The following is a 21,137-nucleotide window of genomic DNA, read 5'->3' on the forward strand; positions in this document are numbered from 1 at the left end:
CGCGGAAGGTGCCCAAGCTCGCGGGGCTAGGAGGCGCGGCGGACCCGGAAGAGTTTGGTTTCGCCCTTGATCCCCTTGAGCCGGCGCGCGCCGGCGAACGACCACTGGAACCCGGCCTCGTCGCCCACGGCGTCGCACACCGCGTCGGTCGCCAGCACGGTTCCCGGGCGCGCGACCCCGGTGACCCGGCTGGCCGCGTTGACCGGGCTGCCGAACCAGTCACCCGCGCGGCTCACCGCCATGCCCGCTGCGACGCCGGCGCGGAGCCGGGGGAAGTCCTCGTCGTTGTCGACTATGTCGACCAGCTTGAGAACGGTGTCGAGCAACGGCGCCGGGTTGGGGCAGACGAACATCACCGCGTCGCCGATCGTCTTGATGAAGCGCACCGGCGGTGCCGAGAGGTCCCGGGCCAGATCGGCCAGCCGGCCGGCGAGCTGACTCAGTTCCTCGGGCGAGACCACTTCGCCCAGCTTGGTGAACCCGACCAGATCGGCGAAGGCGACCGCGACGGGCCGGGCGCCCGGCAGCGGCTTACCGGCGGCGCGTTCACCGGCGTTGACGGCTTCGGACTCCATCATGTGCCGCAACTGCAGGAACAGCATCTGGTGGATCATCGGGCCGAGCAGCGGCGCGATCTGGTTGATCAGCGCCTTGGATCCTTGCGCGATCTCCACTTCGGTGGCACCCGGCCGGATGATCGCCGCCAGTGCGGTGTACCTCATGACCTCGGCCGCATGGGACAGGCCCTCGGCGAGCACGCGCACCACGGCCACCACCTGATCGGGGTTGAGCCCCAAGTCGACGAACCGCTGGGCAAACGCCGCCGCCTCGCCGTCGGCACGCATGTGCACCACCGCGTCCGGGTCGTCCACCCGCGCCAGCCCGATGGCCCGCTGAACCCGTTGCAACAGTTCGGGATCGATGCCGTAGGTCTCGCTGATCTCCCGCGCCGAGACGTAGGTGCCGTCGTCGCCGATGATGTGGCGGGATGCCAGCAACAGGGGTGGATTGGTGGTGCGGATCTCCTCGGCGGTGACGCCCTGTTCGAGTAGCCAGCGCACCAGATCGGCGCGCTCGGCTCGTGCTTGACCTTCCAGCCCACCCAGCAGGTCGTCGAGGTCGCGGTCGTCCGCTTGATCGGTCACTGAGTCCACGTTAGAGCGTGGCCCGCGTCATCATGTGAGGTGATGACCGAACCGCTGCTCGACGGGCTTGGCCCGGTGATCGACGACCGCGCCCGGGTGCTGATCCTGGGCTCGTTTCCCAGTGTCCGCTCGCTCGCCGACGGCCAGTACTACGCCAATCCGCGCAACGCGTTCTGGCCGATAGCGGCGCAACTGTTCGAGTTCGACTGCGCAGCAGCCTATTCCGATCGACTGGCGGCGTTGCAGGCCCGCGGGGTGGCGCTGTGGGACGTGTTGCACAGCTGTCGGCGGGTGGGCAGCGCAGATGCCTCGATCGATCCGAAAACTCTGGTGGCCAACGACTTTGACCGGTTGTTCGCCGCGTATCCGAGGCTTGACCGGGTGTACTTCAACGGCGCTGCGGCAGCCCGGCTGTTCGCACGCCTGGTTCAGCACCCGGCGACCGTCACGCTGCACCGGTTGCCCTCGACCAGCCCGGCTCATGCCGTCCCGTGGGCGGTCAAACTCGTCGCCTGGGCCACGCTGATCGAGGCGGGCTCATGACACCGGCGGTCGCCGGTGAGCCCACGGCCGGGCGGCTTCGATCTGCGCGGACAACGACAGCAGCGTCGCCTCGTCGTAGGGCCGGCCGACCAGCTGCACCGACATCGGCAGCCCGTCGTCGTCGAAATCCCACGGCACCACGGCCGCGGGCTGGCCGGTCAGATTCCAGATCTGCTGGTAGGGAACCCGCTGAGCAACCAGCAGCAGCGTCGACACGCCGCCGCGCCGCTGATAGGCGCCGATGCGCGACGGTCCGGCCGCCGTGCCCGGTGTGATGACGACGTCGACGTCGTCGAAGATCGCCTGGATCCGGGCGCTGAGACCCGATTCGGCGGCCCGCAACGCGGCCATCGTCCGATCGGAGAAGAACGAACCGAGGCGGGCGATGGCGCGGGTGCGCCGTTCCAGCCGCTCGGGATGGGCCTGAGCGTCGGCGTCGTCGCTGATGCCGCGCAGGAACCGCGGCAGGTAGTTCGCATACAGCGAAGGCGGATACACGGGGTCGCGCTCGATCACCTCGTGGCCGAGATCGCGCAGCAAGGCGCCGGCCTGCTCGACCGCCGTCAGCTGCGCTTTGCCGACCCGTACCGGCATCGGAGTCGGGACCTTGGTACTCAACGCAATTCGCAGCTGACCGGGCTGTCGAGTGGCGGCAGCGGCAAACTCGCCTTCGGGGCCGGGCACCGTGTTGGTCGCGTCGAGCAGCAGCGCCGCATCCAGGACCGACCGCGCGATCGGGCCGTTGACACTCAGCCCCTGCCAGGCGTCGTCGTGCGGCTCCAGCGAGACCCGGTCACGCTGCGGCTTCAGCCCGAACAGGCCGCACCAGGTGGCCGGGATGCGGATCGAACCGCCGCCGTCGGACCCCAGGGCGAGCGGTGCCAGGCCCGCTGCGACGGCAGCGGCGCTGCCGCCACTGCTGCCGCCCGGTGTGCGCCGCGGGTTCCACGGGTTGCGGGTGGCGCCGAAGGTCAGCGACTCGGTGAAGGGCATGATCATCAGCTCGGGGACCGAGGTCTTGCCGATGATGACCGCGCCGGCCGCGCGCAGCCGGCGCACCACTTCGGCGTCGTCAGTGACGGCCGGCCCGTGCGCGCCGGTGCCGTAGGTGGTCACTTCGCCGGCGACGTCGACGTCGTCCTTGATCGCTATCGGCACGCCCAGCAGCGGGCGCCGCTCGCCGGCGTCCAGGCGCTGCTGGGCGATCTCGGCTTCCTCGCGCGCAGCGTCGTAGCGCACCACCCGGTAGGCGCGCAGGTCGCTATCCAGCCTCTCGATACGGTCCAGATAGAGCTCGAGGAGCACCGGGGCATCGATGTCGCCGTCGGCCAGCATTCGCGCCTGCTCGGCCGCTCCGGCGAACGCGAGATCGCGAGCGTCCACTGCCGCAGCGTATCTCGCGGGCCGGGAGGTGCTGATGGTGGTGGTTGTCTCGCCGAACGTGAAGCCACGGCGAAAATCGGGCTGGATTTTCGCCGTCAGTTCACGCTCGGCGCGGGAGCGCGGTCAGGCGCAACGTGCCGCCCAGTACCGTGGCGGGATGTCCTGCGTATTCTGCGCGATCGTCGCCGGCGAATCCCCGGCCATCCGGATCTACGAAGACGACAGCTATCTGGCGATTCTCGACATCCGGCCCTTCACCCGAGGCCACACCCTGGTGATTCCCAAGAAACACAGCGTCGACCTGGACGACACCCCGCCGGAGACCCTGGCCGGAATGATCACCCTCGGCCAGCGCATCGCCCAGGCGGCCAAGACGACCGAACTGGCCGATGCCACCAACATCGGCATCAACGACGGTCGCGCTGCATTCCAGACCGTTTTCCATATTCACCTGCACGTACTTCCCCGACGCAACGGCGACAAGTTCTCGGTTGCCAAGGGAGTGCTGGTACGCCGGGACCCCGACCGCGAAGGCACCGCGCAGATCCTGCGCGAGGCCCTGGCACGCATCGAGGCGAGCAGCTAGCCGCAACCCGGGTGTTGGACCCGCGCCGGTAGTGCCGACCAGACAGCGCGCCGCAGTTTATTCTGTGTGGGCGTGCGGTGAAGCTCCTAGGTCCTTCGCCTGCCTCAATGCATGTGCGAGCTGGAGCGGCGAATGAAGCGCTGGACGGGGATGCAGTGCCCGTTCACCGGGCTGACCCTGGGAGTCACCTCGTCCGTCGTCGGCGGTTACTGCCTGGCAGCCGCTCTGGTCATCGCGTCCTCGATCTGGGGCTGGCAAGGCCCCTATGCCACCCGTCCGGCCGTACAGGTCGTGACGGTGCTGCGCCTGGCCTTCGCCGCCGGCTGCGCCGGCCGCGCGGCGCGGCATGCGACCGGACGCCGCCGCGGTGGCTGGGTGGCACTGGTGGTGGCGCTGGCCGGCTGGGCTGCCGGGGAGATCATCTGGTCGGTATACGACGTGCGGCCCGAACTCGAGCACGCCAGCCATCCGGCCGCCGCGGAGGTCGTGCTGCTCCTCTATCCGCTCGGAGCGTTCACAGCGATGCTGCTGCTGTCCAATCCGCCCGGTGGTCACAATCTGTGGCGACTGGTGCTCGACGGCGTCATTGTTTCCATGTCGCTGTGGGTGGCTTCCTGGGTGTTCGTTCTCGACAAGCTGCTGAGAACCGACAGCAGTTCACGTTTGGTGACAGTGGCCCATGTCGCGGCCGACGTCGTGCTCATGACGACCGCGATTCTGCTGTTGTCACGGGATCGTCCGGGCAGACGGCGCAGCGTGAACCTGTTCGCCAGTGGCGTCGCAACGATCATGCTGGCGGACATGCTGGTGCTGTTCCAGACCGGGGTCGGCAGCTATCACACCGGTGGAGTGGTCGATGTGAGCCGTGTTGCCGGGTTGGGCCTGATGGCACTCGCCGGCCTGGTCAGCGTCCAAGAGCCAGCGGTGGTGAATACGAGTCCGGATATCAATTCGCACACCCGGTTATGGCTGCCCTACCTGCCGTTATTGTTGGCCGCCGCAGTCGGTTTGGGCAACGCGGTGCGATTCATCCGGCACGGGCCGTTGGTGGTCGGCCTGGGCATCCTGGTCGTCGCGGTGCTGGCCCGGCAGTTCGTGGTGCTGGTGGAGAACCAGAGCCTGTTGACCGAGGTGGCCGAGGAGGCTTTTCGCGACAGCCTGACCGGCCTGGCCAACCGCGCCAACTTTCTGCACAAGCTGGAACAGGCCGTCGCCCGGCGCAGCGAGGACTCCGCACCGATCGCCGTCATGTGCCTGGACCTGGACAACTTCAAGTCGGTCAACGACGCGCTCGGCCATCCCGCCGGTGACGAGCTGCTGGTTCGCGTCGCCGGCCGGCTCACCACCACCCTGGGCGAGCAGGGCACCGTCGCGCGCCTGGGCGGTGACGAATTCGCGGTACTCATCGAAGGCCCGGTTGAGGAGTCCCACGCGGCGGCCCAGCGTGTTCTCGAATCCTTCAATGCCGCAATCGTTGTCGACGGCGTTCCGTTGGCGGTCCGGCCCAGCATCGGCTTCACGGTGGCCGCCGCCGAATCCAAACACACCGTCGACGAACTACTCCGCCATTCCGATCTGGCGATGTATGCCGCCAAACGCGAAGGTGGGCAATGCATCCGAAGCTTCGTGCCGGACCTGCCGCTGCCCTACGCACTGCCAGAGCTCAACGACGAGTCGATGCTCGCCCTGAAAACCAGCCTGGAGCATGGGTTCGACGCCGGTCGTCTCTATCGAAGCACCAACTCCGCCAGCCCTTCGGTGCTGGCACGCGCGATCAAACCGCTTGCCGCCACTGCAAAGTCGGCGTCAGACGACCTTCGCGACCTACCGCACAGCCTCCGATGGCCCCCGACCGCTGTCCGAATCAGTTTGGCGGCGTTGACGATCGGTGTGCTGGTTTTCGCGTCGTCGTGCTTCCCCGACCCGCGCGCCGACCACTCCCCATTCTTCGCCAACGTCTTCTATCCGATCCTGAATTTCTCTGCGGCCGCACTGATCGCGTATCGCGCCTACCGGGTGCGGGCCGATCGGGTTGCCTGGAACCTGATCGCATTCGGTACCGCGGTCTCGGCGCTGGGCGACGTCGTCTACGCCAAGTGGGTTCCGGACGGCCAGTCACCGTCGATCGCCGACGCGGCCTATCTCGCCTTCTACCCATTCATCTATGCCGGCCTGCTGCTGTTGATGCGCTCGCGCCTGAAGCGGGTGCCGCTGCCGGTGCGGCTGGACTGCGTGGTGTGCGGGTTGGTGATGGCCTCGGTGGCCGCCGCCCTGACCGCAGGGCCCATCCACGCGGCCGCCACCAAAGCGCCGGCCACCGTGCTGGTAGGGCTGGTCTATCCGTGGCTGGACCTGGTACTGGTGGCGCTGGCTGCCGGAATGCTGCCGATCCTCGGCTGGCGCCACGAATTCCGTTGGGGCCTATTGGTGATCGGGTTCGTGCTGTTCGCCGCCGCCGACACCGCCTACCTGTTCGAGACGTCCGCCGGGTCGTACCGCGTGGGCACCATGCTCGACGCGTTCTGGCCCACGTCCTTCCTGCTGATCGCGGTTGCCAGCTGGACGGCGTGGTGTTCGACGCCCCCGATGCCCAGACGCTCGTTCGGGTCTTACGTCGCTCCGGTGGCCTGCACCATCGTCGCGCTGGCGGTCACCGCCCTGAGCGACGAGTCGCGGACCGCACCGGTGCTGGCCGCACTGAGCCTCATCGCGGTCGCGGCTCGATTCTCGGTGACTTTCCGCGAAGTCAGCATCATGGCCGAAACCCACAAGCAGGCCATGACCGATCAGCTGACCACTCTGCCGAACCGGCGCTCGCTGGCGACCACGCTGACCGCCGTGCCCCTCACGCCGCCACCGGCCATCGGGCCCGCGCTGGGCACCAGGGGCCCGGCTCGCCGAGCGCTCCTGCTGTTGCAGCTGCACGAGTTCGACGAAATCGCCGACAGCGTCGGGCACCGCTTCAGCGACGACCTGCTGAGCCAGGTCGCGAATCGCCTGAGCCAGAACGTGCGACGCGAGGACCTGCTCGCCCGTGCGGGTGACGACGAGTTCGCGATCCTGCTCGCCGAGGGCGCCGACCTGATCGCCGCACGTGCTCAGGCGGGTCGGCTCCTGGAGACGTTGAACGAACCGTTCACGCTGGATCCGATGACCGTGCAGGTCGATGCCCGGATCGCCATCGCCCTGTTTCCCGATCACTGTGACCATCCGCAAGAATTGCTCAACCGCGCCGAGATGGTTCTTCCGCACGCGAGGTCCGCCAAGAGCAGGATCGCGGTGTACGACGCGGCGTACGAGCTGTATCGCGACAACGATCCCAATATCGTCGAGGAGTTACGCGCTGCGCTGGCCGACGGCAACGAGCAGTTGACCTGCCACTACCAGCCCAAGATCAATGCGGGCGACGGCAGCGTGCACAGTGTGGAGGCGCTGCTGCGCTGGCACCATCCCCAACGCGGTTTGCTGTTGCCGGAGGAATTTTTGCCGGCCGCCGAGCGCGCCGGGTTGATGCGCAAGGTGGCCAACCGCACCGTCAACCTGGCCCTCGAGCAGACCCGGAGCTGGCGCGAACAGGGCGTGGCGCTGACCGTGGCCGTCAACCTGTCGACGACCAACCTGTTGGACCTCGACCTCGTCGGCACCATCGAGCAGCTGCTGCAGACCCATCGACTGCCGGCCGACGAGCTCATCATCGAGATCACCGAAAGCACGCTCGTCGACTCCGCGCGGTCGCGCAACACCGTGGCCGCGCTGCAGCGCCTGGGCGTCCGGATCTCGCTTGACGACTACGGCACCGGATGGTCGTCGCTGGCCCGCCTGCAGGACGTGTCGGTCGATGAGCTCAAGCTCGACCGGGTCTTCGTGGCGCGCCTGGCCCAGGATCCACGCTCGGTGGCCATCGTGCGCTCGACAGTGGCGCTGGCCGAAAGCCTCGGCGCGGACCTGGTGGCCGAGGGCGTCGAAGACGAGGCGACGTTACGGGCCCTGCGGCAGTACGGCTGCACCATCACCCAGGGCTTTGTGCACAGCCCTCCGATGCCGGCCGGCGACCTGTTGCAATGGATCGCCGAACACGCACCGGACGTGGCACCCGAGCAGGCCGTGGTCAAGGACTAGTGCCGCGCGGCCACCGTCTAAAACAGCTCTTTGGCCAGCAGTTCCAGCGTGGCCACCCGGCCCGGCGCTGTGGTCGGATCGGTGCCGCGGCGAGCCGATGCCACCGGGTGCACCATCACCTCGTCGACGTCGAACCGCTCGGCCAGGGCACGCACCTGATCGGCTGCCTCGGCGGGTGAGCCGACGACGGCCCGCCTCATCCCGCTGTCCACGATGTGCTGCTGTTGTGGCGTGAGCGTTGCCTGGTGCGCCTCTTCGACGAGCTGCACCGGACCCAACGGCTGCCCGGTACGCAACCGGGCCATCATCTGCAGGTTGGGCAACATCAATTCCCTTGCCTCCTGCGATGTTTCGGCCACCACAGCGTTCACCGTCAGGAAGGTGACCGGCTCGGAGGCGAGATCGCCGGGCCGGAAATGCTTGCGGTAGTAGTCCAGTGCCTCTTCGGTACCCTGCCCGGAGAAGTGATGGGCGAATACGTACGGCAGCCCCTTGGCGGCGGCCAGTCGCGCCGAGTACATCGACGACCCGAGCAGCCACAGCCGGGGTTCACTGGCGGCGGCCGGCGTCGCCTTGAGGGTGTAGTCCCCCGAACGCAGCGGCACCCGCACGCCGCGGGGACTCATCAAAGCCACCACGTCGTCGAGGTACTCCGGGAAATTCTCGATGTCGCGATCGTCACGCCCGCCGCGCAGGGCGTAGGACGTGACGGGGTCGGAGCCGGGGGCGCGGCCGATGCCGAGGTCGATACGACCGGGCGCGGCGGCCTCCAGCAGGGCGAACTGCTCGGCCACCGCCAGCGGCGCGTGGTTGGGCAGCATCACCCCGCCCGAGCCGAGGCGCACTTGGTCGGTCTGCGCGGCCAGGTAGGCGAGAAGGACGGGCGGGCTGGTGGCGCCCACCGAGGGCATGTTGTGGTGCTCGGCGACCCAGTATCGCGTGAAGCCCAGCCGGTCGGCGGTCTGCGCCAGGGATACCGTGGCGGCAAGAGCGTCGCTGGTGGACTGGTCACTGCGTACCGGGACCAGGTCAAGGACGGAAAGACGCACGGTCGGCACAACGCGTCTTCGCCGGGAGATGTTCCCGGGCTAGTAGTTCAGCAGCGTGAACGAGTTGACGATGAGGTCGAACTGTTCCTGGGTGATGGGGGCGCCGCCGGGAATGTTGTCGCTGGCCAGGAACTGGGTGCGCTGCGTGTAGGGATGAAAGCGCTTGAAATAGTTGGCGAATCCGAGCCCGTGATCGATGCGGGCCAATTTGAGTTCACCCGCCAGCACCGTCGCACCCAGCAACGCCAAACTGGTGCCCTGGCCGGACAGCGGCGAGGCGCAGTGCGCGGCATCACCCACCAGAGCAACCCGGCCGATGGACCAGTGGTCCATCACGATCTGCGACATCTCGTCGAAGTAGAAATCCGGGGCCTCACGCATCAGCTTCAGCAGCTGCGGACGGACCCAGCCGTCGTCGGCCATCCGCCGCTCCAGTTCGGCGAACTGAGCTTCGGTGTCGCGGTAGTCAATTCGCAGTTCGGGGTCCATGAAGCCGAGCATGGCCCGGGCCTCGGAGTTGCGGCGCGCACTGTAGATCCCGGCCATACTGTGGTCGCCGTAATGCCACTTCTGCCAGTAGTCCAGATCCAGGAAATTGGGCACGGTGAAGATCGCGGCAAAAGTGCCGAGCCGCTTGATGAATCGCTCTTCCGGCCCGAAAACCAGCCTGCGCACGTTGGAGTGCAAACCGTCCGCCCCGATCACCAGGTCGAAGCTGCGCGGCTCGGCCGTCTCGAATGTGACGTTGACGGCCGGACCGAGGTTCTCCAAAGTCTCGATGGTGTCGTCGAACAGGAACTCGGTCTTCAATTTCGTTTCGTCGTAGAGCAATCCGACCAGATCGTCGCGCAACAACTCGATGTCCGGGTTGTTGATCGGCCCACCCGTCGGCGTCGACTTGGTGTCCTCGGACAGCACATTGCCGTCCCGGTCGACCACCGACGACCCCTGGATATTCGTCTTGCAGTCCTCGGCGGCGGCCCGCAGTCCCATGCGATCGAGCACCTCCAGTGCCGGACCGCGCACGTCGATCGCCTGACCGCCCGGACGCAGCCCGGGGTAGCGCTCCACCACCGTCACCGCATAGCCGTTGCGCTGCAGCCAGTACGCCGCGGTGAGTCCGGCCACACTGGCGCCGGAGACCAGAACCGATTCCACCATTACTTGATTCCTGCCAGCTTCTTCGCGTCTGTGAAAACCTCGTCGAGCATTGCCGGAGTCAACCTACCCGTGAACATGTTCTGTTGGCTCGGGTGGTAGCAGCCCAACACCCGCAGGCCCGACGGGAGCTGCGCGACGACGCCGTGGCCGAACTTGGGCTTGAGCGTCCCGCCCGTCAGGCGCAACGCGATCTGCCACGCGAACCCGCCGAGCGCCACCACCACTCGGACATGCGGGGCCACCAGCCGCCACTCAGCATCCAGCCAGGGCGCGCAGGTATCCCGCTCCGCGGGGGTCGGAGCGTTGGCCGGTGGTGCGCAGCGGACCGGCGCTGCGATGCGAATGTGCTTGGTGCGCAACCCGTCCGCGGCGTCGACGCTGGTGGGCTGATTCACCAGCCCGGCCCGGTGCAGCGCCGCGTACAGCTGGTCGCCGGAGCGGTCGCCGGTGAACATCCGGCCGGTCCGGTTGGCACCGTGCGCGGCGGGGGCCAGCCCCACGATCAGCACCCGCGGCCGCTCCGATCCCCAACCCGGCACCGGACGCCCCCAGTACGGCTGATCGGCAAAGGCGCGTCGTTTGACCTGGGCGACCTCCTCACGCCAGGTGACCAACCGGGGGCAGGCCCGGCACACGCTGATCGCGGCGTCGAGTTCGTCGATCGACCCGGCCGCGCCCGCCAGCGCGGCGACCTCGGTGGCATCGGCCGCCACGGGCGTCCGCGGCGTCGCCTTGTCACCCGGCCACCCGGATCCGGGTGGCACCGGCGACGCGTAACTTCGGCCGGTATTGGGATGCATGAGCACACGACCATCCTGCACGCCGGAGAAATTCGGTGGTTTCTGCTACGCCATTGGCATTAGATTCAGCCGCGATATCCCATGACCGATAAAAGCCGCGGCCCGGCGTTTCTGCTTCTGTTCGCCACCTTGATGGCGTGTGCGGGTGATGGCATCTCGATCGTCGCATTTCCTTGGCTGGTGCTGCAGCGCGAGGGCAGCGCGGGTCAGGCGTCGATCGTGGCCGGCGCGACAACGCTGCCGCTGTTGTTCTCCACGCTGCTGGCGGGCACCGCGGTCGACTATTTCGGACGGCGACGGGTGTCGATGGTGGCCGACACCCTGTCGGGGGCCGCGGTGGCCGCCGTTCCGGTGATCGCGTGGGCCTACGGCGCGCAGGCGGTCAACGTGGCGGTGCTGGCGGCGCTGGGTGCGTGCGCGGCGGCATTCGACCCGGCCGGGATCACCGCTCGCCAGTCGATGCTGCCGGAGGCGGCCGCCCGGGCGGGCTGGTCGCTGGACCGGGTGAACAGCGTCTACGAGGCGATCCTGAATCTCGCCTTCATGGTCGGTCCGGGCATCGGCGGGCTGATGATCGCCACGGTGGGCGGCGTCAACACGATGTGGATCACCGCGGGGGCCTTCGCGCTGTCGATCGTCGCGATCGCGCTGCTGCGCCTGGACGGCGCGGGCAAGCCGGTACACACCAGCCGGCCAGACGGGCTGCTGTCGGGGATCTCCGAGGGGCTGCGGTTCGTCTGGAGTCTGCGGGTGCTGCGCACGCTGGCGTTGATCGACCTCACCGTCACGGCGCTGTATCTGCCGATGGAGAGCGTGCTGTTTCCCAAGTACTTCAGTGACCGCCACCAACCGGGTCAGCTGGGCTCGGTGCTGATGGCGCTGTCGCTGGGCGGTCTGATCGGTGCGCTGGGCTATGTGGGGCTGGTGAAGCGGTTGTCACGCCGGGCCATCATGTTGACCGCAGTACTGACGCTCGGGGTAGCGGCCGCGTTCATCGCGCTGTTGCCACCGCTGCCGGTGATCCTGGTGCTGGTCGGCCTGGTAGGTCTGGTGTACGGGCCGATTCAGCCGATCTACGCCTACACGATCCAGACCCGCGCACCGGCGCATCTGCGCGGCCGCGCCGTCGGGGTGATGACGTCGCTGGCCTACGCCGCAGGGCCGTTGGGGCTGTTGTTGGCCGGCCCGTTGACCGATGCCGCGGGGCTGCAGGTGGCGTTTCTCGCGCTGGCGCTGCCGATCCTGGTGACCGGCATGTTCTGCGTGCGGCTGCCGTCGTTGCGAGAGCTGGACCAGGTGCCCACCTCCGTCCAAGCACGGTCGGTCTAAGTCCCGAGAATCCGGCGCTTCTGCTGCTCGAATTCGTTATCGGTGAGCACCCCGCGGTCCTTGAGCGCCGCCAACCTTTCGAGTCGGTCGAGAACGTCGGGTTCGGGGGACGGCACGTGCATGGCCTGCATCGCCTGCTCCTGCATTTCGGCCGCGCGGCGCATCATTTCGGCGCGTAAGCCCCCGGGATCGGCCATGGCCTGCCGGATGACGTCGCCCATCGGCATACCCATGACCGAGGCGCCGCCAAGGTCGGGGCGGTTGGCGGTGATGGCGTCGATCGCCGTCTCGGCAACCGGCTGGTGATTCAGCTCGATGCGGTTGTGGTCCTTCGGGTCGTAGCGCACCGCCACCCGGGTGCCCGGCCGCGGCCACATCGATTGTGGCAGCTGCGTTTTCAGGGTCGCTTCGAAGGACAGGTCCTGCTCGGGTGTGACCCGCAGCCGCAGTGTCCAGCGCACTTGGGTGTTGCTCACCAGGTTGGGGTTGCCGACGGTGACCGAGACGACCGACTGCTCGGCCTGCAGGACGTCCGCGAACGCGCGCACACCGACTTTGTCGAGCTTGCGTTGTCCGAACAAATCGAAGCACCCATCCCTAGCACTGCAGCACCGCTCAAATTTACGCCTGTGAGCTGCCGCGCTCCGCCGGTTCCGGCGACCGTAGGATCGATCCGGTGAATACCGGTTTGCTGGAGGCGCTGATCGCCGAACTTCCCGAGGGAATGGTGGTCACCGATCCCGCTGTCACCGAGGGTTACCGGCAGGACCGCGCCCTGGACCCCTCGGCGGGCAAACCGCTGGCCGTGGTCCGCCCGCGCCACACCGAAGAGGTACAGACCGTGGTCCGGTGGGCGGCCGCGCACAAGGTGCCCGTGGTGACCCGCGGAGCGGGCAGTGGCCTGTCCGGCGGTGCGACGGCGGTGGACAACGGCATCGTGCTGTCGACGGAGAAGATGCGTGACATCGCCATCGACCCGGTGACCCGCACCGCGGTGTGCCAGCCGGGGCTGTTCAACGCCGAGGTGAAGCAGGCCGCCGCCTCGTACGGATTGTGGTATCCGCCGGATCCGTCGTCCTACGAGATCTGCAGCATCGGCGGCAACATCGCCACCAACGCCGGTGGTCTGTGCTGCGTCAAGTACGGCGTGACCACCGATTACGTGCTGGGCATGCAGGTGGTGCTGGCCGACGGCAGGGCCGTCCGGCTGGGCGGTCCGCGCCTCAAAGACGTTGCGGGACTGTCGCTGACGAAACTGTTCGTCGGCAGCGAAGGCACGTTGGGCATCGTCACGGAGGTGACGCTGCGGCTGCTGCCCGCACAGAACGCGTCGAGCATCGTGGTGGCCAGCTTCGCCTCGGTCGAGACGGCGGTGGACGCGGTGCTGGGGGTCAGCGCGCGACTGCGGCCGTCGATGCTGGAGTTCATGGACCAAGTGGCGATCAACGCCGTCGAGGACACCTTGCGGATGGACCTGGACCGTTCGGCGGCGGCCATGCTGGTCGCCGGCTCGGATGAACGTGGCCGGGCCGGCACCGAGGATGCCGAGGTGATGGCCGCGGTGTTCGCCGAAAACGGTGCAACAGAGGTGTTTTCGACCGATGACCCGGACGAGGGTGAGGCGTTCGTGGCTGCGCGGCGGTTCTGCATACCAGCGGTGGAGGCCAAGGGATCGCTGCTGCTCGAAGACGTCGGGGTGCCGTTGCCTGCCCTGGGCGCGCTGGTGACCGGCATCGCCCGGATCGCCGACCAGCGGGACCTGATGATCTCGGTGATCGCCCATGCCGGGGACGGGAACACCCACCCGCTGCTGGTGTTCGACCCGGCCGACGCGGCCATGGCCGAACGCGCCCAGCTGGCCTACGGCGAGATCATGGACCTCGCCGTCGGGCTGGGTGGCACCATCACCGGCGAACACGGGGTCGGCCGATTGAAGCGGCCGTGGCTGGCCGACTACCTGGGGCCCGACGTCATGGACCTGAACCGCCGTATCAAGGCTGCCCTGGACCCCGACGGCATCCTCAACCCCGGGTCGGGCATCTAGCGCGTGTGCTGCGGTGCGCCCACTGTGAATCCTGCGACGGATCCACCGCGTGTCGCGTCGTCAGATTCACTGTCGGCGGTTGACACGGTTGACGGTGTGTCGTACCAATAAGACATGACTGCGGTTATGTCTCACGAGGCCCCGGCGACGTTCCAGTTGGCCACCGCCGAAAGCTGGTCCAACCCGTGGCCGATGTACCGGGCGCTGCGCGACCGCGACCCGGTGCACCACGTCGTGCCGGCGGGGCATCCCGACCACGACTACTACGTGCTGTCCCGGCATGCCGACGTGTGGGCGGCCGCCCGTGACCATGGGACGTTCTCCTCGGCCGAAGGCCTGACGATCAACTACGGCGACCTGGACATGATCGGGCTGCGCGACAACCCGCCGATGGTGATGCAGGATCCGCCGGTGCACACCCAGTTCCGCAAGCTGGTGTCGCGGGGTTTCACCCCGCGACAGGTCGAGGCCGTCGAACCCACGGTGCGCGAGTTTGTCGTCGAGCGCATCGAGAAGATCCGGGCGCGGGGTGCGGGCGATATCGTCGCCGAGCTGTTCAAGCCGTTGCCATCCATGGTGGTCGCGCATTATCTCGGTGTGCCGGAACAGGATTGGGCCCAGTTCGACGGATGGACCCAGGCCATAGTCGCGGCCAACACCGCCGAAGGCGGGATCGTGGGCGCGCTGGAAACCGTCGGCGACGCGGTGGGGACGATGATGGCCTACTTCACCGCGCTGATCGAGCGACGGCGGACCGAGCCCGAGGATGACACGATTTCGCATCTGGTCGCCGCCGGAGTCGGTGCGGACGGCGACATCGCCGGCATCCTGTCGATCCTGGGATTCACCTTCACCATGGTCACCGGAGGCAACGACACCGTCACCGGAATGCTCGGCGGCTCAATGCCTTTGCTGCACGAGCGGCCCGACCAGCGTCAGCTGCTGGTCGACCGGCCCGACCTGATCCCCGACGCCGTCGAAGAACTTCTGCGGCTCACCTCGCCGGTGCAGGGCCTGGCGCGCACCGTCACGCGCGATGTCACGATCGAGGGCACCACCATCCCGGCCGGGCGCCGCGTGCTGCTGCTGTACGGTTCGGCCAATCGCGACGAGCGCCAGTATGGCGAGAACGCCGCCGAACTCGACGTCACGCGCCGGCCGCGCAACATTCTGACCTTCAGCCACGGCGCGCACCACTGCCTGGGGTCGGCGGCGGCGCGAATGCAATCACGGATCGCCCTGGGCGAATTGCTCAGCCGATGCCCGGATTTCGAGGTGGACGCGGCCAACATCGTCTGGTCCGGTGGTCACTACGTGCGGCGCCCGCTGTCGGTTCCGATCCGGGTCCGCGCCTGATGGCAGGTGATTGGCTGGGCGAACGACGCACCGAAGTCGCGGCGGACCGAATTCTGGACGCCGCCGAGCAACTGTTCACCGAACACGACCCAGCTTCGGTCGGCATGAACGAAATCGCCAGGGCCGCAGGCTGTTCCCGCGCCACCCTGTACCGGTACTTCGACAGCCGGGAGTCGTTGCGCACCGCCTACGTGCACCGCGAGACACATCGGCTCGGCCGGGAGATCCTCGCCTCGATCGAGCGTATCGACGACCCGCGGGAGAAGCTGGTCGCCAGCATTGCCGCCACCCTGCGCATGGTTCGCGAAAACCCTTCGCTGGCAGCCTGGTTCGGGTCCACCCGGTTACCGATCGGCGGAGAGCTGGCTGGACAGTCGCAGGTGATCACCGCCCTGGCCTCCGGATTCCTCAACTCGCTGGGGCACTCGCCAGGCCCCGTCGACGCCGCGGACGTCGAGCGGCGCGCCCGGTGGGCGGTGCGGGTGATCATCTCGATGCTGATGTTCCCCGGCCGCGACGAGGACGACGAGCGGGCGATGATCGAGGAGTTCGTGGTCCCGGTGGTGGCCCCGGTTTCGGCTCGTCGTTGAGGCCTCCCGGCTCCATTCCCGCAGAGGTTCAGGTTGTATGAGGTATCGCTCGAGCGCCGGCGGGTGAGGTCACGGGTTGTTGGCGCCGGCGGACCCGGTGGTTCCGGGAGTCCCGGTAACTCCGCCGTTGCCGCCGGTGCCGCCGGTGCCGCCGGCACCGCCGCCGACATTGAGCTTGCCGCCGGTCCCGCCAACACCGCCCTTGCCGCCGTTGCCGGTGCCGCCGACTCCGGGGGCGCTCCCGTTGCCGCCGTTGCCGCCGGCGCCACCGATCGAGGTCTGGTTGGTGAAGGTGCTGCCGTCATTGACACTGACAAGGCCGACACCGCCCGTACCACCAGGTCCGCCGAGCGCTCCACCGGTGCCATTGCTGCCGCCGTTGCCCCCGGTACCGCCCGTCGCGCTACTACCGGTGATACCGCTGTTCGAGGTTGCTGAGACGGTTCCGGCGCCGCCGACCCCGCCCGCGCCCGCGCCGGCCCCGCCGGCGCCGCCGGCCCCGCCCGTCGCAGAACTGTTGCTCACGGTGCCGATGCTGGTTGCACTGCCGGCAGTGATAGTGGCGGAGCCACCGGCCGCACCTCCCCCGCCGTTACCACCGGTGGCGCTGCTGGCGCTGATGTAGCTTCCCGCGCTGGTAGCCGTCAGAGACGCCGAGCCACCGGCGCCGGTGTCCGAGCCGTTCCCGCCGGTTGCGGAGCTGCCCGATACCTGAGCGCCGTTGCCGACGGTGACGGTCGCGCCGCCGCCCGCCTTGCCGGCCCCGGCGTTCCCGCCGGTGAGATGCGTATCGGCGACAGCGCCGCCCCCGGTGGCATTGATACTGGCCCCACCACCGGCGGCGCCGGCGGTGCTGCTGCCTGATGCCACGGAGCTGTCGGTGACGGTACCGCCATTGGTGACGATCTGACTGGTGTTGCCCTGGCCGCCGGTGAAGCCGTTGCCTCCGACCGCGCTGCTACCGGTGATGACGTCCCCGGCACCCTTTGCCGAGATGGTGCCCGATCCGGCATTGCCGCCGTTGACGCCGTTCTGGCCCATTCCGCCGTCGCCGCCCGCAGCGGTGCCTTCGGCGATGCTGTTGACCCCTCCCGCACTGATCACACCGGGGCGGCCCAGGCCGCCGGTAACGGCGGCGCCGCTGCCGCTGCCTCCGTCGCCGCCGCTACCAGTACCGCTGGCATGAGATCCGGCACCCAGCGTGACCACCTGCCCGAGGGACCCGGCACCACCGGTTCCGCCGTTGCTGCCCGCGCCGCCGGTGCCACCGTAGGTGTAGCCGCTGGACACCGAGTTGTCTCCGGTTGCCAGCACGACGGCCTGGCCGCCCAGACCACCGCGGCCGCCGGTGGTCGCACTGCCACCGGCCCCACCGAGGGCCTTGCCGCTGGCAGTGCTGTTGGCGCCGCCGGCGTAGTAACCCGTCTGGATCCAGCCACCGCTACCGTTGCCGCCGATGCTGCCGGCACCGTCGGCCGCCCCACCGGCACCACCGATACCGGTGCCCATGGCCTCGCTACCCGTGCGCTGGGCAAAGACCCCGCCCTGCGAACCGGCCCCGCCGGTACCGCCGTTTGTACCCGCACCACCGTCACCACCGGTGCCGGTGCCGGTAGCCGTGCTGCCGGAGGCCGTCGCGGAAACCTTGCCCTCGCCCCCGGCACCACCGATACCCCCGTCGCTACCCGCGCCGCCCTCGCCCCCGTGCGCATTGGCGCCAGTGACGGTGCCCCCGCCGCTGGCATTAAGAGTCCCGTTACCACCGGCGCCACCGATCCCACCGTTGATGTCGCCGGCACCGGCGTTACCGCCAACTGCGCTGCTGGCGCTGATGGAACTGCCGGTGCCGGTAGCGGTCACGGCGGCATTCCCACCGACACCGCTGTCTGAGCCGGTTCCGCCGGTCACGGTGGTGTTCGAGACAGTTGCCCCGCCGCTGTCCGTCACCGAGGCGGTACCACCGGCCCTGCCAGAACCGGCGTCACCGCCGGTGACGTGGGTGCCGCTGACGGCGCTGCCCGAACCGCCGGTCACGCTGATGTTCGCGCCGCCTCCGACGGCGGCTGCGGTGTTGCCGCCGGCGATGGCCGAGCTGTCGGTAATCGCGCCTCCGCTGGTGTAGAGCTGCGCACCGTTGCCGTTGATTCCTGTGATGCCGTCACCACCGGTCACGACGCCGCCGGTTATGGAGTCCCCCGCCCCCTTCACCGAGATGGTGCCCGAACCCGCATTTCCACCATTGACGCCGTTCTCGCCGATCCCGCCGGTGCCGCCGGTCGCGGTGCCCTCGGCGACGCCGTTCGCACCAGCACCCGAGGACTGTCCCGCACTCACGATGCCGCGACCACCATTGCCGCCCGTGATGCCGGCGCCCGTGCCGGCGCCGCCGCCACCCCCGGTAGCAGTGCCGCTGGCTTGGGTTCCGGTGCCCATGGCCACTACCTGTCCCAGTGAGCCCGCGCCGCCGGTGCCGCCGTTGGAGCCCGCGCCGCCGGTGCCGCCGTAGGTGTAGCCACCGGCCACCGAGTTGTCTCCGGTCGCCAAGACAACGGACTGACCGCCCAGACCACCACGGCCGCCGGTGGTCGCACCGCCACCGGCCCCACCGAGGGCCTGACCGCTGGCAGTGCTGTTCGCGCCCCCGGCGTAGAAACCGGTCTGGATCCAGCCGCCGCTACCGTTGCCGCCGATGCTGCCGACACCGTCGGCCGACCCACCAGCACCACCGATACCGGTGCCCGTGGCCGTGCTACCCGCACGCTGGGCGAAGACCCCGCCCTGCGCACCGGCCCCGCCGGTTCCCCCGTTGCTGCCCGCACCACCCTCACCGCCGGTGCCTGTGCCGCTGGCCGTACTCGCAGCGGCCGTCGCGGAAACCTTGCCTTCACCCCCGGCGCCGCCGATACCGCCGGTGCTGCCCGCTCCGCCGTCACCGCCGGTGGCGATGGCGTCGACGACGGTGCCACCGCCACTCGCGTTGAGGGTGCCGGCACCTCCTGCACCGCCGACACCACCGCCGACGTCGCCGGCGGCACCGCTCCCACCCTTGGCGGCGCTATTACTGACCGTGCTGCCTGCTCCGTCGGCGATGACGCTCGCAGCACCACCGGTGCCGCCGTGACCGCCGGACGCGGTGGTCGTTCCTGCGCCACCGGCGCCGCCCTGACCGCCGGTGGCGGTACCGCTGGCGACACCACCGTTGATGCTTTCAACCCGGGCGCCACCGCCACCGCCACCGCCACCGCCGCCGTGACCGGATGCGGAGGCGGTGCCCTCACCGCCGCTGCCGCCGGTGCCTCCTGCGCCCGCGGTCGCGCCGGTACCACTGACGGCCCCGCCGCCGCCCGCACCACCCAGACCGCCGCTGCCGCGGACGACACCCGACCCCCCGTCGCCACCGGTACCTCCACGGCCACCGTCGCCGTTGCTGACGAGCGAGGCGAAGGAGCCGCCCGCGCCGTCACCGCCGTTCCCACCCTGGCCGCCGTTGCCGAGGGCTCCCCCGCTGCCCCCGCTACCGCCGTTGCCGCCGTTGCCGCTGCTGACCGGAGAGGCGAAATCACCGTTGGCGCCCGTGCCGCCCCGACCGCCGTCACCACCGCTGGTGGCGGCAGAACCACCGCCGCCAACCATGCCGGCGGTCCCGGTGCCGGCCGCGCCACCTGTGCCTGCAGCGCCGCCGAGGCCGCCCGTCGCATGGGCGACGCCGGCGTTACCGCCGTTGCCGCCGAGGCCGCCGGTACCAAGACTGAGGGCAGAGCTGAAGTCGCCGGTCGCGCCAATACCGCCAGTTCCGCCGACTCCGGCGCTGCCGCCCGTGCCGCCGTTTCCGCCGCCACCGTTGGCCCCCAGGGAGCCGAACCAGCCGCCGGTGCCACCACCGCCGCCGGTCCCACCATTGCCCGCGGCGCCACCGTTACCGCCGTTACCGGCGTTACCGCCAATGCCGTCGCCGCCGCCGGCAAACGTGCCGGATACGCCGTCGCCACCGGTGCCGCCCGTGCCACCGGACCCGCCAACGCCGCCGGCTCCGCCCGCTCCCCCGGCCGCGAACAACGCCCGTCCGGCTCCCCCGGCGCCGCCAAGGCCGCCGGTCCCGCCACCGCCGCCGTCGCCGCCATGCAGCCCTAGGCCGGGGGTGACGCCTACGCTGCCTGCCCCGCCGGCCCCGCCTGCACCGCCGGCTCCACCGCTGCCGTAGAGCCATCCGCCGGCGCCTCCTGCGCCGCCAGTTCCGCCGGTCCCGCCATTTGCGCCACCCGCGCCGGCCCATCCTGCTCCGCCGACCCCGCCGGCCCCACCGCGGCCGATCAGGCCGGCCGACCCCCCGGCCCCACCCGTGCCGCCGGTGGTGCTCGCCGCCGTGCCGGCCACGCCGGACCCGCCTGCGCCCCCGTTGCCCCAGAGCCAGCCGCCATCGCCGCCCTTCTGACCGGTGCCCGCGGTTCCGTTGACGCCGTCGCCGATCAGCGGGCGTCCGGTCAGGAGCTGGCTAGGCGCGTTGACCACCGCCAGAATGTCCTGCTCCAGCGTCTGCAGCGGCGAGGCGGCTGCTGCCTCCGCCGCCGTGTAGGCGAGGCCGGCAGAGCTCAGTGCCTGCACGAACTGTTGATGAAACAATGCTGCCCGGGCACCGAGCGCTTGGAACTCCTGACCGTGCGTTCCGAACAACGCCGCGATCGCCGCAGACACTTCGTCGGCGGCCGCGGCTGCCACCTGCGTGGTAGACCCCGCTGCCGTCGCGTTCGCCGACTGCACTGCCGACCCGATACTGGCTAGATTCGACGACGCCGCGAACAACGCGTCAGGCGAAGCAATGAGGAAGGACATCTGCGCTCCCACACCTTCGGATGACGTCGGACGACTTGTAGCCGTCGTCCCACTTTTCAACGGGACAGAGTATTACCAAGGGCATGCGGTAGCGCTTGAAATGGGACAATCTGGCGCGTTATTGGACTCTTAAAGGTCTTTTGTTCGGGAATTACGGCACTTCCCGACCTATGTCCCGCCAATCAGCTGCTACTAGTGCATG

The 21,137-nt window shown here is 69.1% G+C and carries 14 protein-coding genes; 7 read left to right on the plus strand and 7 right to left on the minus strand.

Annotated elements, in window-relative coordinates; translation table 11 throughout:
* Nucleotides 1-26 precede the first annotated feature (26 nt).
* On the minus strand, nt 27-1,154 hold the full coding sequence (locus tag QXK92_RS22390) for an adenylate/guanylate cyclase domain-containing protein (RefSeq protein ID WP_371934290.1): 1,128 nt from the start codon (nt 1,152-1,154) through the stop codon (nt 27-29).
* A 33-nt stretch (nt 1,155-1,187) separates the two neighbouring features.
* Here QXK92_RS22390 and QXK92_RS22395 point away from each other — a divergent pair, with 33 nt between their 5' ends.
* A complete protein-coding gene (locus QXK92_RS22395; protein WP_306245325.1) occupies nt 1,188-1,688 on the plus strand; it encodes a DNA-deoxyinosine glycosylase in 501 nt (166 codons plus the stop codon).
* Here the strand turns inward: QXK92_RS22395 and QXK92_RS22400 are convergent.
* Nucleotides 1,683-3,071 (minus strand): amidase, encoded by a 1,389-nt coding sequence (locus tag QXK92_RS22400; protein WP_306245326.1) that lies wholly within the window; start codon nt 3,069-3,071, stop codon nt 1,683-1,685. The genes QXK92_RS22395 and QXK92_RS22400 overlap by 6 nt on opposite strands.
* Before the next feature lie 157 nt (nt 3,072-3,228).
* On the opposite strand from QXK92_RS22400, the gene QXK92_RS22405 reads away from it, so the two are divergent.
* Entirely contained in the window at nt 3,229-3,657 is a 429-nt protein-coding gene (locus tag QXK92_RS22405) for an HIT family protein (RefSeq protein WP_306245327.1), read from the plus strand.
* A gap of 150 nt (nt 3,658-3,807) precedes the next feature.
* Entirely contained in the window at nt 3,808-7,776 is a 3,969-nt protein-coding gene (locus QXK92_RS22410; protein WP_306246410.1) for a diguanylate cyclase domain-containing protein, read from the plus strand.
* A gap of 17 nt (nt 7,777-7,793) precedes the next feature.
* On the opposite strand, the gene QXK92_RS22415 is transcribed toward QXK92_RS22410, so the two are convergent.
* Genes QXK92_RS22415 through QXK92_RS22425 form a run of 3 tightly spaced genes read right to left on the minus strand, consistent with a single transcriptional unit; the run spans nt 7,794 to nt 10,807 of the window.
* Nucleotides 7,794-8,825, minus strand: coding sequence for an LLM class flavin-dependent oxidoreductase (locus tag QXK92_RS22415; RefSeq protein WP_306246412.1), 1,032 nt, complete (start codon nt 8,823-8,825; stop codon nt 7,794-7,796).
* A gap of 39 nt (nt 8,826-8,864) precedes the next feature.
* Entirely contained in the window at nt 8,865-9,983 is a 1,119-nt protein-coding gene (locus QXK92_RS22420) for an FAD-binding protein (RefSeq protein ID WP_306246414.1), read from the minus strand.
* 2 nt (nt 9,984-9,985) lie between these two features.
* Complete coding sequence (locus QXK92_RS22425) at nt 9,986-10,807, minus strand: uracil-DNA glycosylase (RefSeq protein ID WP_306245330.1); 822 nt, start codon at nt 10,805-10,807, stop codon at nt 9,986-9,988.
* A gap of 60 nt (nt 10,808-10,867) precedes the next feature.
* Between QXK92_RS22425 and QXK92_RS22430 the strand changes: the two genes are divergently transcribed.
* Nucleotides 10,868-12,115, plus strand: coding sequence for an MFS transporter (locus QXK92_RS22430; RefSeq protein ID WP_306245333.1), 1,248 nt, complete (start codon nt 10,868-10,870; stop codon nt 12,113-12,115).
* Here QXK92_RS22430 and QXK92_RS22435 read toward each other — a convergent pair.
* Nucleotides 12,112-12,696, minus strand: a complete 585-nt coding sequence (locus QXK92_RS22435; protein ID WP_306245335.1) for an SHOCT domain-containing protein — start codon at nt 12,694-12,696, stop codon at nt 12,112-12,114. The two genes, QXK92_RS22430 and QXK92_RS22435, sit on opposite strands and share 4 nt — an antisense overlap.
* Nucleotides 12,697-12,839: 143 nt before the next feature.
* Here QXK92_RS22435 and QXK92_RS22440 point away from each other — a divergent pair, with 143 nt between their 5' ends.
* From QXK92_RS22440 to QXK92_RS22450, 3 genes are all read left to right on the plus strand, one after another.
* Nucleotides 12,840-14,159 carry an FAD-binding oxidoreductase gene (locus tag QXK92_RS22440; RefSeq protein WP_371934308.1) on the plus strand — a complete coding sequence of 440 codons (1,320 nt, stop codon included), beginning with the start codon at nt 12,840-12,842 and terminating at the stop codon, nt 14,157-14,159.
* Between the two features lie 114 nt (nt 14,160-14,273).
* Nucleotides 14,274-15,515 carry a cytochrome P450 gene (locus tag QXK92_RS22445; RefSeq protein ID WP_306245339.1) on the plus strand — a complete coding sequence of 414 codons (1,242 nt, stop codon included), beginning with the start codon at nt 14,274-14,276 and terminating at the stop codon, nt 15,513-15,515.
* Nucleotides 15,515-16,105 carry a TetR/AcrR family transcriptional regulator gene (locus QXK92_RS22450; protein ID WP_306245341.1) on the plus strand — a complete coding sequence of 197 codons (591 nt, stop codon included), beginning with the start codon at nt 15,515-15,517 and terminating at the stop codon, nt 16,103-16,105. The genes QXK92_RS22445 and QXK92_RS22450 overlap by 1 nt, the downstream gene beginning before the upstream one ends.
* Before the next feature lie 69 nt (nt 16,106-16,174).
* Here the strand turns inward: QXK92_RS22450 and QXK92_RS22455 are convergent, their stop codons facing one another.
* The gene (locus QXK92_RS22455; protein WP_306245343.1) at nt 16,175-20,935 is read right to left on the minus strand and encodes a PE family protein; all 4,761 of its coding nucleotides are present in this window, start codon (nt 20,933-20,935) and stop codon (nt 16,175-16,177) included.
* Between the last annotated feature and the right edge of the window lie 202 nt (nt 20,936-21,137).

The organism is Mycobacterium sp. TY815 (assembly GCF_030755135.1).
Taxonomy (GTDB): Bacteria; Actinomycetota; Actinomycetes; order Mycobacteriales; family Mycobacteriaceae; genus Mycobacterium.